Genomic DNA, 15947 nt, shown 5'->3' with positions numbered 1-15947 from the left:
TTTCTACACATCATATACTTGACTAACAAGTTCTTTAAGTGTTTTTGCTATACATTCAGCCATCAAATAAGGAACACCATTTCCTATCATCTTAAACATAGCTGTCAAAGGAATATCATTAGGTAAAATAAATTTTTCTGGCAAAGATTGTATTGCCATTGCTTCAGCAACTGATAATCGACGTACTTTATAAGGGTGTAAATGCACCTCATTATTTCCGTATGCTGCTGTTGGAGAATATTTCCAGCGATGAAGTCTCTTAAACGATTTTCTTTTTGTATCACCTTCAAATATTCTTTTGATTTTTTCTAATCCATCCTTCACAGAAAACACCTTATTCTGGTTTGGATGTTCCGTGACCTTGTTTTTCCTAAACCAATATTCTACTGTTAACGATTCCGGTACGTCATACACAAAATCTCGCTTACTATTTTCCTTAAATTCTTCAGCAACCGGCCAATTTAAGCTTAGAATTTTTTCTATGTCAAATTGTTTATATTTCTCCCACGGAAAGCTAAAGTAGTTTCTCTCGTCAACATTAAGCACTCCTTTTCTTCTAAAATCATTTCCCCAAAATCCCACCATTAAAATTCTCTCTCTAAACTGCGGAACCCCATAACTTAAAGCATTCACAACCTTATCAGATATTACATAACCACTATGCGTTACTTTCATTTTCATTTCATTGTAAAACCTTCTATGCTTTTCCGTTTTTACAAGTCCCTTCACATTTTCAAATAGAAAAAAATCCGGTTTGCATCTAACAATCAAATCAAAATACGTTTTTGTTAATCTTCCGTTTTTCCCCGATGCACCTCTATTCTTTCCTCCTATCGAAAAATCTGGACAGGGAGGTCCTCCAATAAATCCAACAACATTGCCTGCTGCTTTTTCTTCTTGAATCATTCTTATTAATTTCTGCTTATTTTTACCCTTTGTATAAACCAAAGCACTTTTATTTGAATATCCTAAACGAGGCTCTTTTATTAGTAAGTTTCTTCTAGAAAACCTATATGCCTCCATAAAACAACTTTCATACTCATTTACAAACACTATTTCATAACCATTTTTTTCAAATGCTAAATCTAAAATTCCCACACCCGAAAAAAATGAAAATATCACTATATTTGGCATTTTATTTCTCAATCCTATCTGCTATTTTTTTATATTGCTGCTGATTAGAAGACGTCTTTTCAATCGGTTTTATTACTCCAGAAACGGTATTTACATAATTCAAGAATAAAGTTCCTAGCAACAATCTGTCACTTCGTGGAATGCGTTTCCACTCATAGCCTTTGAACAAATCTTTAACCAAAAATATTTCATCCACCTCAACAAAATCTATTTCATATATTGCTCTCTCTAATAATTTATTGACATCAGACATTTTCTTCCTCCGCTTATTCATCGTTGTAAACAATGTTGTTGACAACAATTATAACATACTGCAACGGAAAGCACCAGTTCCTTTTGTAAATAAATATGGAATGACTTTATACACTTCTGTTTTTCATATTTATTTGCACTCAATCTCCGTCCCATCCAAGAACACCACCACCAGCACTCCATCCTCAAACACCTTTATATGATCCAATATCTTCAACATAAAGTTCGTATCCATTTCCACTAGCGGCTCTACTCCATCCGTGTACTCCATAAACTTCTCCGCCCGATATCCGGCCAACAAATCCTCTCCTTGTATTTGCTTCTGCCACCATTCTAGAAAGCTTTCTCGGTTCTCAACCAATGCGTTCCAAGCCAATAAATACGCTTTTACCAACGTCTCCTCCTCTACATGTCGGTTAGTGCAGCCTACCACACCCTTAACCTTGTACCGCTCACTGCACTGCCATACCTTCCGGTCAACACCTGTGCTGCTCCGCCAGCCTTTCCGTGCAAATACTTTATTACAGTCTCCGCAAATTATCTTGAATGCAAATGGATTGCTTTCCGGCCGGTGGGAATAGGAGTTTGTCCCATGCTCCTCCAGATACTTTTTCCTGCGTTTTATTTCAAGCTGTACACATTCCCATATCCGCTTTGAAATGATGGCATCATGGTCATCCTCCACATAAAACATCTGAATTTTCCCTTTGTTCTGCGTCCGTTTCTTGGTGAGGAAATCCACCGTATAACTTTTCTGCAGCAAGGCATCACCCTTGTATTTTTCATTTTCCAACATACTCATTAAGGTTGTGGACTGCCACTTCGTACCGCCATCCCAATTTTTCACGCCTTCTCGTTCAAAAATCCTCTTGATGTAATCGGTTGTTTTTCCGTCCATGAATTCCTGATACAACCGAATTACAATCGGCTCCTGTGTCCTGTTGATTACCAGCTTCCCCGTTTCATCCGTATCGTAGCCAAGAAAACGCTTTGTACTCATTTTGTGTTTTCCTGTTTCAAACCTTCTACGAATTCCCCATGTGCAGTTCTCTGAAATGGACCGGCTCTCATCCTGTGCCAGTGAGGAAAGAATGATCAGCAGCACTTCGCCCTTTGCATCGAGGGTATTGATATTTTCCTTTTCAAAAATAATCCCTATCCCCAAATCTTTCAATTCTCGCACATAGTTCAAGCAGTCCAGCGTATTTCTTGCAAATCGGGAAATGGACTTAGTAATAATCATGTCTATTTTCCCCGCCCTGCAATCAGCAATCATGCGGTTGAATTCATCCCTCTTTTTGGTATTGATTCCCGAAATTCCTTCATCCGCATAAGTCCCTACATATTCATAAAGAGGATTTTGCTAATATAATTTGTGTAATAATTGACCTGATTCTCATAGCTTAATAACTGTTCTTCTTGGTCGGTTGACACTCGGCAGTACGCTGCCATTTTCAATTTCTGCACTGACTGTGCTGTTCCTGATTCCGCAGTCGAAATCTGCTTTGCTGGTATAACAGTAATGCTTCTTGCCATTTTTAATCACCTCCTCAACTACTGTCTGTTCCGCAATATTCAATCCCTGCAATTCTGCATCATCAATTCGTATCCCTTTACACGCCTTGACTCCCTTTTCAATGTAGGTGCTGCAGAGCCATTGAATTTTCTTCTTGTAAACCTGTCTGCGCCGGAGCGTTTTTCCGCAGTAAGGGCAAATCAGCATTCCGCTTAAGGGATAGCGGTTCTGGAACTTCATTGTGCTGTCCTGTCCGATATTCCTGTCACGCTTCCGCTGTTCCCTGACTTCCTGCACCTTTTCCCATACCTCAGGCGTTACGATTGGCTCGTAGTTTTCCGAAATGTAATAACTCTGCACTTCCCCGTTGTTTTTCCTTGTATAGTTTCTTTTGTTTTCAGGGGTATAATACTTCTGCAGATGGAAATCCCCTTTGTACTTTTCATTGCAAAGCATCCCGTTGATGGTCCCACTTTCCCATGTAGTTCCCGTCACCATTTTCACGCCCAGGTAATCAAGCAGTTCCCCAATCCTTGACGAGCCAACATTCATCAGATAAAGGTCAAAAGTCAGACTGACAATTTCCGCTTCCTTTCGGTTCACAATCAAATCTCCATATTCGTTTTTATCATAACCGAGGAAACGAGAGGTGGTAATCATCACTTCCCCTCTCTCAAACTTCTTCCGAATGGACCATTTAGTGTTTTCACTCATGCTTCTGCTTTCTTCCTGTGCAAAAGAAGCGAGGACGGCAAGCATCATTTCACCGTCCCCTGATAGAGTGTTAATGTTCTGTTCTTCAAAAAAATTACCGACACCCAGTTCTTTCAGTTCCCTTGCGAACTTTAGAACGGTGACGGTATTTCTTGCAAATCTCGATATGGATTTTGTAATAATTAAATCAATTTCTCCTGCCCTTGCCTTCTCCATCATTCTCTGGAACTGTGGGCGGTTTTCACAATAGCCGGATATACCCTAATCAGCAAATACTCCGATAAATTTATATTCCGGATTTCCAGTAATCAGTCTCTCATAGGTTTCCATCTGGTTTTCAAGAGAGTCTTCCTGTCTTCTGCTGTCTGTGGAAACTCTGGCATAAGCACAAACCCTTTTCTTTTGTAAGACCGAAGCTGGTCGTTTGTTAATCACTTTTACTCGCACGTTACATCACTTCCTTCAAAAAACCTTTTCTTAAACTCATGAATTCTTCGGAAAATGGCCTGTGCATCTTCTACCTTGTCAATGCACACCACATCCGCATTTTTCTTACTGCAAATCAGCATGAACTCCATAAACTGTCCCCAGTTACGGGCAATCGTGGCAGCCCTCATGGTAACCACCACATCTATCTTCTTTGCTGCGATTTCCGCTTTCAGACGATTAAATTCTTTTCTGTTCGGGTCGGCTCCTGAAGCTTCCTCAAAGAATATCTGCAAATCCCATTTCTGTTTTCCATATTCTTCTTCCAACCGCCTCATTACATCGTCCAGATATTTTTCATAGTCTCTGTCACGATGGTTGACTCTGCAGTAAAAAGCCACCCTATTTATCGTTCCTGCATTCACCATATAAATAAGTACTCCTTTCGTTTTTGGTAGTGTATAAATCACTCTAAACCCCTGTAAAGTCAAGCAATTCTACGGTTTCCACCCACTCTTTTTTCACTCTGCCCAAACTTGTCAGGAACCGAAAAAAGCAGCCGGACAGAAACCTGTTGTCTCTGTCCGGCTTGCTTCTAAACCTTCTCGGCATAATCCATTGAAATCCATCCATCACGATTTTTCTGATAAGATTTCAGAAGCCCCCAAAGGCTCGCACCCTTGCCTTCTGCTTCTTCCACAATAGTGAAAGCACCTTTTCCGGTGTACTTACCTGTTTTGTCGTAGTCTGTTCCCGGACCCTTGCGGATGTTCAAATCTTCGATAGATACTCTCACAAGATACGGTGTGAATGTAGCATTGGAATAAATCACTTTACCGGATTCATCAAATACGGAATATCCCTCATTTTCATCTGCACACCTCTTGGCATTTTCCAAACTATGGAATGCCCCCTTCTGTGTAGCAGCATCCGCCCATGTCTTACGCACACGATACCAGACTTCTTCCGCTTCTGCTGTCTCGTTCTTAATTCCAATCATGGCATTTAAGATTGTAATAATCTTTGCACCATATCCGGCTCCTGCTGCCCATCCCCTTCCATCTGGATTTTCTTTCTGTCCAAGCCACTACACATATTCAGCACAGCCTCTTGTGACATACTTAAATCGCGGATCAACGCATTTATACTTCAAATCCACTGTGGAAGCATAGGCTTTCAAATGCTGAACCTGTGCCCTGATACCAAACTGTGGTGTATGCATAAACTGCAGTAGTCTGCATGGCTGTCATTTCATTGACGCTCTTTCCGCTGGTGCTTCGTCCGAAATTGAACGAATACTCACCATTGCTGTAATTCCGTACAGGCTTATCCCTCGCCTGACCGAAACCAAACAAACTTTTTATTCCCATCTGCTATCCCTCTCTTTCTTTTTGTATCTGCCTGTGATAAAATCGAATCTATAAACATCGAAAAAATTCATAAAAATTTAGCAATTAAAGGCATTGATTTTTTGCTGTAAATTGCATATAATAAAAACACAGATAGAAATATCTGTGCAGCAGTTAGAGCGTCCAGTTAAAATGCTCGTTTAAAAGCGGTTAGATTGTCCAATTAAAACAATCGGTTAACAGCAGTGGGTGGAGTAATCCACCCGCTTTTTTACTTTTCAGGAGGCTCTATGGATTGGTTCGTTGCCGATAAAATATACATAAATTACCTGACACAGTTTGATTCCCGTGTCGGATATGTGGAGTATGGGGAACGTTTGAAACTCCATGTGGGAATTCTTCTTACTATCGGAGATTTCCACTACTATGTCCCTATTTCCTCTGCAAAACCAAAACATCAGAAGATGTCCAACAGTCTGGATTTCCACAAACTCCAGGATGAATCCACCGGATATCTTTATGCGGTATTAAATATCAATAATATGATTCCGGTTCCTGATAACTGCCTTACTCAGTTAAAATATAATCAGGTAGGAAGTTTCCGTTCTTTCAGCAACGAAAAGGAAAAAACCGACTATGTTTACCTTCTCCAGAAAGAAAAAGCCCTGATTGACAATGTTCAGGACACTCTGCAAAACAAAGCCCTGAAATTATACCAGAAGTGCATTGCCAAGCCGGATTCTTCCCTTGCTGCAAGATGCTGTAATTTCAAAATGCTGGAAGAAAAATGCAGTTCTTATTCCGATACATAAACAAAACCATGATCCTTCAAACCTCTCCATCTGCCGGAGAGGTTTTCTTTCTTAAAAAACAAGAATTCCCCTGCCATCATATACACTTCCCTCGCTGCCCTGATTACGAATTGCACGGTCAAGTGCCATGACGGTTGCGGCTGCAGCATCAATTTTCTCTGTGGATTTTTCTTTATCCATTTTGATATTTCCGGCAGGGTCTTGTCTGACATACACGTTGTCCATCATCCAACGAAGAACCTTATGCCCACCGTGGGCAATTCGCTCCTCAAGTGTCAGCTTCATAAGTTCCTTCGTTGGCGGACTCATATCTTTGTACCCCTGCCCGAAAGGAACAACAGTAAATCCCATTCCTTCCAAATCCTGTACCATTTGCGTTGCTCCCCAACGGTCGAAAGCAATTTCTTTTATATGGTACTTCGTTCCAAGTTCCTCTATAAATTTCTCTATAAAACCATAATGAATGACATTTCCTTCCGTAGTTTCAAGACACCCTTCTGCTGTCCACACATCATAAGGAACATGGTCCCTTCTGACACGGAGTCTCATATTATCTTCCGGTATCCAACAGTATGGTAAAATGATGTATTTCTCTTCATCATTTCTCGGTGGAAACACAAGTACAAATGCCGTGATATCTGATGTTATTGATGCTACAGGAATGTGATGAGCAAGAGGCAGCCGAGATTCTTCCAGCAATTGAATACCTCTTAGCACTTATACATAAAAGAGGTAATTCAAACGAGTAAAGGAACCAGCTAATCCGTTGTGATTCTGGTTCTTTTCTTTTTGTTGCCATCTCCAAATTTTACTCTTGTAATATTTCAATTATTACGCGAGTAAGATTTCAAGTCAATCTGTTTTTTCTGAAATTGACAACCACATAAATAGCGTCTATAATATTTTTATTACAACTGTAAGATTTAAGGAGGGATTTGAAATGAGCGATTTACCACAGATTTCTGAAGCTGAATTTGAAGTTATGAAAATCGTATGGAAACATGCGCCGATCAGTACAAATGAAATAACAGATAAATTATTACAGACCACAAGCTGGAGTCCGAAAACGATACAGACTTTAATCAAACGCCTTGTGACCAAAGGCGCTCTGACTTATGAAAAACAGAGCCGAGTGTTTGTTTACACCCCAGTCGTGAAGGAAAGCGAATACATCGGCCAGGAAAGCAATTCTTTTCTGGAACGATACTATGACGGAGATATCACTGCCATGCTGTCTGCCTATATAGAAAATGACAGACTGTCTGAAACAGAAATAGATACCCTCCGCTCCCTTCTTTCAAAGAGGTCAAAAAAAGGAGGCAATTAACGTGGCTGATTTTATGATACGCTTTTTAATATGCAATGTATTTATCAGCGGTATCATCGGAATTCTTTTGATAGCCAAGCGGATATTCAAAGACAACCTTTCCAGCCGTATGCAGTATAATCTGTGGTTCCTGCTTCTTGGGTTGCTGACATTTCCCTTTATACCGTTCCGTCTCATCGGATTTCCACAAATCTTCTCGTGGCTTGGTAACTTAAGAAGCTCTCCTGCTTCTGGTACCGCAACCGCTATAGGAGAAGCTGTGGGAATTAATCCAGCAGGAAATACAGACTGGATGAATGACTTCGCACTTTCTGTAAATAGCGAGACACCATCCATTGCCGGATACATATTGTTAGGGATATGGATTGTAGGCATTTTTGCAATGATTATATTGGTAATCAAATCCTCTCTCCGTTTACGCAACTTGGAGAAATCTGCACTTCCCCTTCAGAACAAGGAAGTCCGCAGACTGTATCATCACTGCTTAGAAGAGATAGGGATTCACAGAGATATTCCTGTCTACAGTACCGCATTTTTGAAATCCCCGATTATTGTTGGACTTTTGAAACCGTGTATTTATCTTCCGATTCATCTGATCTCTGATTATAACGAATCCGATATGCGGTATATGCTGTTACATGAACTGCAGCATTACAAGCACCATGATGCTATTGCCAGTTATCTGATGAACCTTGCTGGAGTGGTATATTGGTTCAATCCTCTTGTTTGGTACGCTCTGAAAGAAATGCGTAATGACAGAGAGGTTGCCTGTGACACCTCCGTTTTGAAGATGCTTGAAGAGGATGCTTACGAAGATTATGGCAATACACTGATTAACTTTGCAGAGAAGGTTTCACTTACTCCTTTTCCGTTTTCTGCCGGCCTTGGTGGAAACATGGGGCAGATGAAACGGAGAATTATTAACATTGCCTCTTATGAGAAGCCGACATTTATGAAGAGAATAAAAGGTACAACTGCATTCATGTTGACTGCTGTCCTTCTACTTGGATTCGCACCTTTTATTTCTACATACGCAGCAGATGGAAGCTACTACCAATGGGATTCCTCTTCTGAGAATGTTACCTATGTAGACCTCTCCACATACTTCGGAGAATACAAAGGTAGCTTTGTTTTATATGATTTAGAAAATGATGCATGGAGCATACACGACATGGAGCATGCCACCTTACGAGTTGCTCCAAACTCCACCTACAAGATATATGATGCCCTGTTCGGATTGGAAGAAGAGATCATTACACCGGAAAATTCGTTCATTGCATGGAATGGCGAAACCTATCCATTTGAAGCATGGAATGCGGATCAGACTTTACAGTCTGCAATGAATTCCTCCGTGAATTGGTATTTTGAATCTGTGGACGAACAGCTTGGAACCGCTGACATTTCCAACTATATTGAGGAAATTGGGTATGGAAACGAAAATATAAGTGGTGATTTCTCCACTTATTGGATGGAATCTTCCTTGAAGATTTCCCCAATAGAGCAGGTCGAACTTCTAACCAGGTTGCAGAATAACAGCCTTGGCTTCGCCCCTGAAAATATCAATGCAGTAAAAGATGCCATCTGCCTTTCCTCTTCCGATGCCGGAACATTCTACGGAAAGACCGGAACCGGACGTGTGGATGGCCAAGATGTGAACGGATGGTTTATCGGCTATATCGAAACTGTAGATAATACATACTTTTTCGCTACCAACATTGGTGCAGACAGCGATGCTACCGGAGGCAACGCAACTGAAATAACCATGTCTATCTTGTCCGACATGAATATCTGGAAATAAAGAAATCGGGTAAAGGTCATAGTCGTATAATCCTTTGCCCGATTTTTTTATTTTCACTTTATGCATAAAAGCGTTTCAATTATCCAGTTCTATACGTCAAGAATTAGATTTATCATTGATGTATTCTATAATTTCTCCAATAAAAAAAGATATAAATGTCCCAATTGAAACAAACAAACTATCTCTATCACCTAATGATTCAATGAAGATTGAAAATGTAAACGTAAAGTTACTATACATATAATCATAAAAAACGTATTTCAGAGAACCTATCAAGAGCATCAACCCGAACGAAATTAATGCATATATTAGGCACAGCAAAAAGCTAATGTCAATGCTGCGTTTGACAATGATTTTTCCCATAAAAAAACCTAAAATAAAAACCCCAATATCAATATATGTATATATAATTAAAAAACCCAAATAGGCTAAGGCCGCATTATATTTGGGAAATAAATAAAAACAAAGAAAATAAGCCAAAGCCACACATACAAAATATACTAAAAATGGAGAATACGTTCTAACAAACTTTCTCATAAAAACACCTCACACCACATGTAGATAATCGAATTAAAATCAAAAGCTTATCTTAATTTATTTCATGCTCTTCACTTCCAGTCGCTGACCATGATGTTTTACCACTACTGACCACATCTTTTGTAGACATACTATATGCAAATATATCAAGGATCTCCGCCTCTGAGATATACCATGAACCATCTGTGTTTTTCTTACTTCTGTATAAAACATATAATTCGCATTTTTCATTTTCCGAAAGTCTGTCATATGCAAGAAATTCTATTATTTCCTCATTCTCATTTAAGATAACTCTGGAATTTCCACTCGCGCTATATGATATCATAAAATCACATCGTTCGTCTGCGAAGTATTGTTGATATATAGTACGATATCCATCATATATTTCATTTGTTTCCATTAATGTCACATAATCACATATCGCAGAAATAGAAATATCATCCTCTTTCATATTTTCCATTAATTCATCCATTAAATCGTGTTGAATGACAAAACCATTATCCTGTGAACTGAATATTCTAATGGTCTTTCGTGGCATCATTCCCTGCGGTCCTGCTCCTGTAACATAGTTTATGATGACAATCACATCCTTTGCACCATCTCCATCTATATCCTGAAATCCAACTGCCTCTACGCTGTCAAACATACCTACGTTATCATTCTCAGTACTATTGTTTTCAAAATAAGCTGGGAAATGGTACACAATTTGATTGTCCTTAGCCAGCACAAATGAGACATCTTCCCAAAGCGTATCATAAGTCGGTAGATAAGACACAAATCGTACCTCGCCCCAATCATTCAAATCCACCTCAAAGGATTGTTCGGTTATAACCCGGCTTTCATCTAATTTCTCTTCTGATGGATAGTCCACTTCAATATCTGCAATATCTGTCAATTGCTGTATTTCTTTCGTACCATCAAAATATAAAATGACTTGCTCATCAAATTGTTCTTCGCCTGACAGGATTACTTCTACATAGTCCTCATACCATGTAACTTTCCAACAACTACTGGTGATGCTTCCACCGTCATTGTGCAATTCAAAATCTGTTTGAGATATCTTATCTTTGCCTTCCATAAGGACTAATCGTCCACTTGCTGAACCAAAAGGCCAGTCTGGTTCTCCGACTGCCTGAAGTGTCAATTCGTATTTTCCATCCGGCGAAACAGATGTATCGCAAGTTGTCTTCTTGTAATTTACCGTATACGAAATGCAAAACCAAAATACTACAAACAGTGCAATGAGCGAGCCCATAATACATAGCATAAATTTTTTCATTGATATAGCCCCCTTTTTAATGTCCTCGTATATCCAGTTCTTTCAATAGAGAATTTTCGCTTTCCCATGAATATACAATGTAATATCCGGCGTCATTTATTTCTTTCCCAAAATTCAGAGTTTCGTTGTCAATCACATCAATAGACTGTCCTTCCTGAATTTCCACAAGATACTCCCATTCATTGCTTCTGTGATCCGAATAGTAATCATCCAGTTCTTTCAAGGACAACTCGCTCTGAATTAGAATCGCACCAAAATATTGCATCCCGTTTCCGTTACCTGTCAGCTTCCCTGCCCGTGATATTGACTCTATCAGTTCCGTTTTCTCTGGCAGTGGTGTTTCACATAATTCCTTTTCCACTTTATAGGCAATGTTATTATTTATGAATGAAATGGATATTACTCCGCCTATCAATACAACTGCTACCAATGTTCCAACTAATTTTAATTTTTTCATGTGTCCTCCTTTCTTTTCTTACACATGTAAGATTATCATAGAACACCATTATCATCAAATCATTCTTTAATCCGGTATTGGTAATCGGGTATCTGCATAATTCCGTCATTTAGGATTTCATTCCCCAAATACTGAAAACTGCCATCCTCTGCAAATCTTACCGTAAGTTCATGGGTAATGACTGCATCATCGCAAATGACCATGTCGCAAACTGCCTCCACCGCTAACGTAACCGTCCCATCCTCATTTTCTTTGATGTCGACAACCTCCGGCAGAGATGTCCCAAAGAAGGTAGGCGCATAATTAAAGCATCCAAGTCGCACCCAATAATAGGTCTGGTTTTCCTCATCAAATACTGCGTAATCCCGTATCTGCTCTGCTGTTATCGGAAGATATTCCATAATCAGACTTTCAAATTCTTCTTTTGGGATACCATTTGGATAATCTTCGGAATTAAATTTTTCTCCATATTTCATTCCATACAGATATTCAAACATCCCGTTATAATCCAACTCATTCAGATTTTCTATATTCCAGTTTGAACACAAAAGGTTATTTCCCTGATATCCAAGACCTCGAACACAACGTTCAGACATTTCACGCTGTTCCTCTGTCATAGGTTTTATTCTAATCAGGCAGCTTCCATCCACAATTTCACTGACTTCCGGTGGCTCCGGCACACACAACTCATAGCAGAACCATCCTTTTTCCGTGTATTTCCATTCCTTGAGTCTCGTATATGAAATGTACGAAATTCCCGGCTCGTTGTCAGCATTCCAGATTCCTCTTGTACTTACAACATACATATCCGTTCCATCAAAAATGAATTTCATTCTGCCCAGTCCACCATCGTTGTGGATTTCATAAATTACTACAGAACCGCTTTGCCCTTCCATACATTCTTTAAGAAAACTATCGACACTTTCATAATTCCCCATGTTAGAATACGTTACCATCGTAGCAATTGGATATCCTGTGTCCTTTACCTTCTTCTGCATTTCAAGAACCGTTTGATCATCCAAAACAACATTGGATGCTATCCCTTTATCTGCAGTTTCATAAATATCAAGATAACGTTCCATCAGCTTTTTACAGTCAGTCTCAGCTTCTTCCCTTTCCTGTTCATCTACTGGAAGGTCGTAGCCCTTTTCCCATTGTTCTGCAGCCTCTTCCTCGGCACTTTTTGTTTCCTCCGTGGAAGATACTTCTTCCGTATCTTCCACAAGAGATTCACCCACAACGCTATCTTCTTTTCCACAGGCACACACGAAACACCCAATCAGAAATACTATGATCAGTAGAATGCTTTTTCTTTTTAATGCCATAATATCATCCTTTCTTTTCATACTTGTAATAGCTTCTGACCACATCCACACTTCCGTCTTTTGAATGCAAATCGTATTTTACAAATCCGCCAAAATAACTGACTTCAAGGATCGTTATTTCTGCTTCTTCCTGTGCATCCACCTTTTCGCAAAATTCCAGTACCTGCTCTGCCTCAGTCATGTTAACTTGATTTCTGCTGTCAACAGCCGGATATCCATTTTCTCCAAGGCAATTTACAATACTGCGAATCGTTTCCAAATCAGCTATCTTGTTTTCTTCTGCTGCCTTCTTATAAAGATCTATACAGATGTTTATAATTTCTTCTGCATTCTCCTAAGGTTCTTCTGGAATAGCCTAAATATCAATTACTGTTTCCGAAACTGTATCTTCTTCCGGGGGTGCATCGCTGCACCCCGAAACACTATGCATCAGTAAAAAACTAATTACTACTAAACCACTCTTCCAGAACCAGGCGGTCTTTCTTAACAACATATCCACTTCCTCCTCTTCCTTTTACATCTTCTACCATGCTGATAATCAATATAGGACGTTCTACCGTATCTTCTGCTGTAAAAATTGCAAACCATCCTAATTCCGTACCCGAAGTATCATCCTTCGATGCCTTGATTTCTGCCGTACCTGTTTTTCCTGCTAAAAGAATGTCATCCCGATGGGCTGCATATCCAGTTCCATTAGAATCATTCACAACCTTCTTTGTTCCTTCCAATACACGACTTGCTGTCTCATTAGAAAAGGCTCCTGGAATCCAATACTCAGCTACTGCGTCTTTCTGATATACCAAATACGGTTTTATGACATTTCCCTCATTACAGAAAGCAGAATAGATACAAGCCATATGTAACGGATTCACTAAAACCTGTCCTTGTCCGTAACCGCTGTCAGCTAACTGTATTTCAGTTTCAATTCCCTCTGTATTGGAATACTGCGACTCTGCCATCTTAATCTCAAATGGCAGTTCCTCATTAAAACCAAGTCCGGTCAAAGAACTCTCCATCTCTTCTGAGCCAATCTTTAATGCTGCCTTTGCGAAATAAATATTATCGGAATAAATCAAGGCATTCTCTAAAATGACTGGTTCATATGCATGGAGTGTTGTTACATGATAAGAACCCCACGATGCATCCTTTTGCCAGCTTAAGCCTACGTTCCCGTAATCTTCCATCGGATCGATTGCTCCTGATTCCAAGCCGACTGCAGCGGTAATTGGCTTGAATGTAGACCCCGGACACCACACTTGCCGGAACCGATTATACATTGGATTATTCTCATCCTCATTAAGCGCAGTCCACTGTTCACTGGACAATCCCATAATAAAATCGTTATTGTCATAGGACGGTGTGCTGACCAAGGCCAATACCTCTCCGGTATAAGGATTCATGGCCACTGAGCAGCTTTTATCTTCCTTAAACTGTTCGTACAAGGAAACCTGCAAATTGGCATCTATCGTAAGCTGAATATCCTGCCCATGCTGTACCAGAATACAAGCCAGTTCCTCCTTCTCTTTGCCTTCCGAATTTACAATGTAAATCCTGCAACCGTTCTGGCCTTTCAGTTCACTCTCAAACAAGCCCTCCATTCCGCTTCTGCCGATTACACTATTGGCTGTATAGCCTTCTCCTGCATGTTCCTCTAAATCTTCCGCAGTAACGCTTTGAACATACCCGACCAAATGTGCAGCCGCTTCTCCTAATGGGTATTCACGCACTTCAACATCAGATATCATCACTCCGGGAATTTCCAGTAGCTTTTCATGTCTTTCCTTTTCTTTCAGCACCTCTTCGTCCGGTTCAATCTTCATCAACTCGATTTCTTCAACCCTCGGAATGGTTTTTATCGGCACAAAGGAGTCATCCTTTACCCACTGTGCCGACAGCATCTTTTCTATCGCTTCCGGAGTTGTTTCCAACAGTTCTGCAATCTGTGCAATTGCTTCCTCTCTGTTTTCCACCTTGCCCGGAACGATTCCAACCGAAGAAGCTATACCTTTTCCTGCAAGGACACGTCCGTTCCTATCCAGAATTTCTCCTCTTACTGCCTGTGTAGTGGAAACTCTTACTTTATCTGTAGAAGTCAGATTCGGAAAAATCATGGAATCATCCCAAACCAACTTATATCCATCTTCGCCCTTTAGGAAGAGTGCTTCATTCTCAAAGCTGATAGTTCCTGCAACTGTATCAAAAGAAGTCTGGTAGGTTACCGCCATTTGCTCCTCATCATATGCAATAATCTGAACAGCCATATTCTGGACTTCTATACCTTCATAAATAGCTGAATTTCGAGTTACAAAATCCTCCTGACTGACATTCCCCGATGCCTCAATATGTAGCATCGCATACATTTCTTCATACTCCTGTTTTGGAATATGATCCATGTACTCCACCAGAAGTTCTTCCGGTGTCCTCCAGGCATTTTCCTTTGTTGCCAACATTCCTGCCACGCATACTGCAGAAATTACCGCAGCTATTCCTATAACAGCAATCGCAATCCATAGAAGCCTGCTTCTTGTTTTCTTTCGCTTGTTTCTGCTTTTTCCTTTCTTCATATTGACCTCCATTCATTTTGCTTTGCTGATATGGTCATATTCTATTTTCAATGTACGTTATATCTTCAAAATATTACATTCGTAAGATTTTAAAATAAAAAAATTTCTCTTTGCTGGGTATATCGTACTATGCATTCCTCCTCTCTTTTTATTACATGCGTAAGATTTCGCAACAAAAAAATTTCGTCCGCAATCCTGCTGCACTTGTGTAAATATTACATCAGTAAGATTTATAAGTCAAGTTATCTTTATACAAAAAGGCTCCTGCCAGGAGGTATCATACATTTTCGCAAAAATGATACCTTTTAGCAAAAGCCTATTATTCAGCAGAGTCTCAAAACACCCCTCTGCTACGATATTCAAATGATTCATTCATAAGGCTACAAAACACACATCCATTTTTGCTCCTTAATATCCCACAAACCGCAGAAAATCAAGGTTTCCTTGAAAGCAGACA

14 protein-coding genes and 2 pseudogenes are annotated in these 15947 nt (G+C 39.8%); 3 read left to right on the top strand and 13 right to left on the bottom strand.

The window, feature by feature from the left end; genetic code table 11:
- Positions 1 to 3 precede the first annotated feature (3 nt).
- The 7 genes and pseudogenes from DW720_RS09340 to DW720_RS09310 form a co-directional block, all read right to left on the bottom strand.
- Positions 4 to 1134 (bottom strand): DNA cytosine methyltransferase, encoded by a 1131-nt coding sequence (locus DW720_RS09340; RefSeq protein ID WP_107001147.1) that lies wholly within the window; start codon positions 1132 to 1134, stop codon positions 4 to 6.
- A 1-nt stretch (position 1135) separates the two neighbouring features.
- Positions 1136 to 1387, bottom strand: coding sequence for a single-stranded DNA-binding protein (locus DW720_RS09335; RefSeq protein ID WP_107001148.1), 252 nt, complete (start codon positions 1385 to 1387; stop codon positions 1136 to 1138).
- 129 nt (positions 1388 to 1516) lie between these two features.
- Entirely contained in the window at positions 1517 to 2695 is a 1179-nt protein-coding gene (locus DW720_RS09330; protein ID WP_347560716.1) for a recombinase family protein, read from the bottom strand.
- Between the two features lie 87 nt (positions 2696 to 2782).
- Positions 2783 to 3874, bottom strand: coding sequence for a recombinase family protein (locus DW720_RS09325; RefSeq protein WP_347560715.1), 1092 nt, complete (start codon positions 3872 to 3874; stop codon positions 2783 to 2785).
- Between the two features lie 179 nt (positions 3875 to 4053).
- Positions 4054 to 4470, bottom strand: a complete 417-nt coding sequence (locus tag DW720_RS09320; RefSeq protein WP_107001149.1) for a recombinase family protein — start codon at positions 4468 to 4470, stop codon at positions 4054 to 4056.
- A gap of 167 nt (positions 4471 to 4637) precedes the next feature.
- Positions 4638 to 5042 carry an SH3 domain-containing protein gene (locus tag DW720_RS09315; RefSeq protein WP_107001150.1) on the bottom strand — a complete coding sequence of 135 codons (405 nt, stop codon included), beginning with the start codon at positions 5040 to 5042 and terminating at the stop codon, positions 4638 to 4640.
- A 217-nt stretch (positions 5043 to 5259) separates the two neighbouring features.
- Positions 5260 to 5412 (bottom strand): annotated as a pseudogene (locus tag DW720_RS09310) (phage portal protein); the annotation flags it as partial.
- 269 nt (positions 5413 to 5681) lie between these two features.
- On the opposite strand from DW720_RS09310, the gene DW720_RS09305 reads away from it, so the two are divergent.
- Positions 5682 to 6203 (top strand): type III toxin-antitoxin system ToxN/AbiQ family toxin, encoded by a 522-nt coding sequence (locus DW720_RS09305; protein ID WP_107001151.1) that lies wholly within the window; start codon positions 5682 to 5684, stop codon positions 6201 to 6203.
- A 51-nt stretch (positions 6204 to 6254) separates the two neighbouring features.
- On the opposite strand, the pseudogene DW720_RS09300 reads toward DW720_RS09305, so the two are convergent.
- Positions 6255 to 6848, bottom strand: a pseudogene (locus tag DW720_RS09300) (terminase TerL endonuclease subunit); the annotation flags it as partial.
- A gap of 295 nt (positions 6849 to 7143) precedes the next feature.
- Between DW720_RS09300 and DW720_RS09290 the strand changes: the two are divergent.
- Positions 7144 to 7530, top strand: a complete 387-nt coding sequence (locus DW720_RS09290; protein ID WP_107001152.1) for a BlaI/MecI/CopY family transcriptional regulator — start codon at positions 7144 to 7146, stop codon at positions 7528 to 7530.
- Position 7531: 1 nt separating this feature from the next.
- Positions 7532 to 9328, top strand: coding sequence for a BlaR1 family beta-lactam sensor/signal transducer (locus DW720_RS09285; RefSeq protein WP_118742994.1), 1797 nt, complete (start codon positions 7532 to 7534; stop codon positions 9326 to 9328).
- Between the two features lie 589 nt (positions 9329 to 9917).
- Here the strand turns inward: DW720_RS09285 and DW720_RS09275 are convergent.
- The 5 genes from DW720_RS09275 to DW720_RS09255 form a co-directional block, all read right to left on the bottom strand.
- A complete protein-coding gene (locus tag DW720_RS09275) occupies positions 9918 to 11144 on the bottom strand; it encodes a hypothetical protein (RefSeq protein WP_118742993.1) in 1227 nt (408 codons plus the stop codon).
- 16 nt (positions 11145 to 11160) lie between these two features.
- Complete coding sequence (locus DW720_RS09270) at positions 11161 to 11601, bottom strand: hypothetical protein (protein WP_118742992.1); 441 nt, start codon at positions 11599 to 11601, stop codon at positions 11161 to 11163.
- A gap of 59 nt (positions 11602 to 11660) precedes the next feature.
- On the bottom strand, positions 11661 to 12926 hold the full coding sequence (locus tag DW720_RS09265; RefSeq protein ID WP_118743029.1) for a DUF6070 family protein: 1266 nt from the start codon (positions 12924 to 12926) through the stop codon (positions 11661 to 11663).
- A 4-nt stretch (positions 12927 to 12930) separates the two neighbouring features.
- A complete protein-coding gene (locus DW720_RS15970; protein WP_233430257.1) occupies positions 12931 to 13230 on the bottom strand; it encodes a DUF6070 family protein in 300 nt (99 codons plus the stop codon).
- A 136-nt stretch (positions 13231 to 13366) separates the two neighbouring features.
- Positions 13367 to 15490, bottom strand: coding sequence for a penicillin-binding transpeptidase domain-containing protein (locus tag DW720_RS09255; RefSeq protein ID WP_118742991.1), 2124 nt, complete (start codon positions 15488 to 15490; stop codon positions 13367 to 13369).
- Between the last annotated feature and the right edge of the window lie 457 nt (positions 15491 to 15947).

Origin of the sequence: Clostridium sp. AM27-28, from assembly GCF_003480955.1 — a bacterium.
Taxonomy (GTDB): domain Bacteria; phylum Bacillota; class Clostridia; order Lachnospirales; family Lachnospiraceae; genus Otoolea; species Otoolea fessa.
Note: the sequence above shows the minus strand (reverse complement) of the source record. Positions and strands in the feature narration are given on the sequence as shown.

What these genes read in the sequence shown, in the direction of transcription:
- DW720_RS09340 (WP_107001147.1), bottom strand. Translation starts at nt 1,134, where the DNA reads ATGCCAAATATAGTGATATTTTCATTTTTTTCGGGTGTGGGAATTTTA.
- DW720_RS09335 (WP_107001148.1), bottom strand. Translation starts at nt 1,387, where the DNA reads ATGTCTGATGTCAATAAATTATTAGAGAGAGCAATATATGAAATAGAT.
- DW720_RS09320 (WP_107001149.1), bottom strand. Translation starts at nt 4,470, where the DNA reads ATGGTGAATGCAGGAACGATAAATAGGGTGGCTTTTTACTGCAGAGTC.
- DW720_RS09315 (WP_107001150.1), bottom strand. Translation starts at nt 5,042, where the DNA reads ATGATTGGAATTAAGAACGAGACAGCAGAAGCGGAAGAAGTCTGGTAT.
- DW720_RS09305 (WP_107001151.1), top strand. Translation starts at nt 5,682, where the DNA reads ATGGATTGGTTCGTTGCCGATAAAATATACATAAATTACCTGACACAG.
- DW720_RS09290 (WP_107001152.1), top strand. Translation starts at nt 7,144, where the DNA reads ATGAGCGATTTACCACAGATTTCTGAAGCTGAATTTGAAGTTATGAAA.
- DW720_RS09275 (WP_118742993.1), bottom strand. Translation starts at nt 11,144, where the DNA reads ATGAAAAAATTTATGCTATGTATTATGGGCTCGCTCATTGCACTGTTT.
- DW720_RS09270 (WP_118742992.1), bottom strand. Translation starts at nt 11,601, where the DNA reads ATGAAAAAATTAAAATTAGTTGGAACATTGGTAGCAGTTGTATTGATA.
- DW720_RS09265 (WP_118743029.1), bottom strand. Translation starts at nt 12,926, where the DNA reads ATGGCATTAAAAAGAAAAAGCATTCTACTGATCATAGTATTTCTGATT.
- DW720_RS09255 (WP_118742991.1), bottom strand. Translation starts at nt 15,490, where the DNA reads ATGAAGAAAGGAAAAAGCAGAAACAAGCGAAAGAAAACAAGAAGCAGG.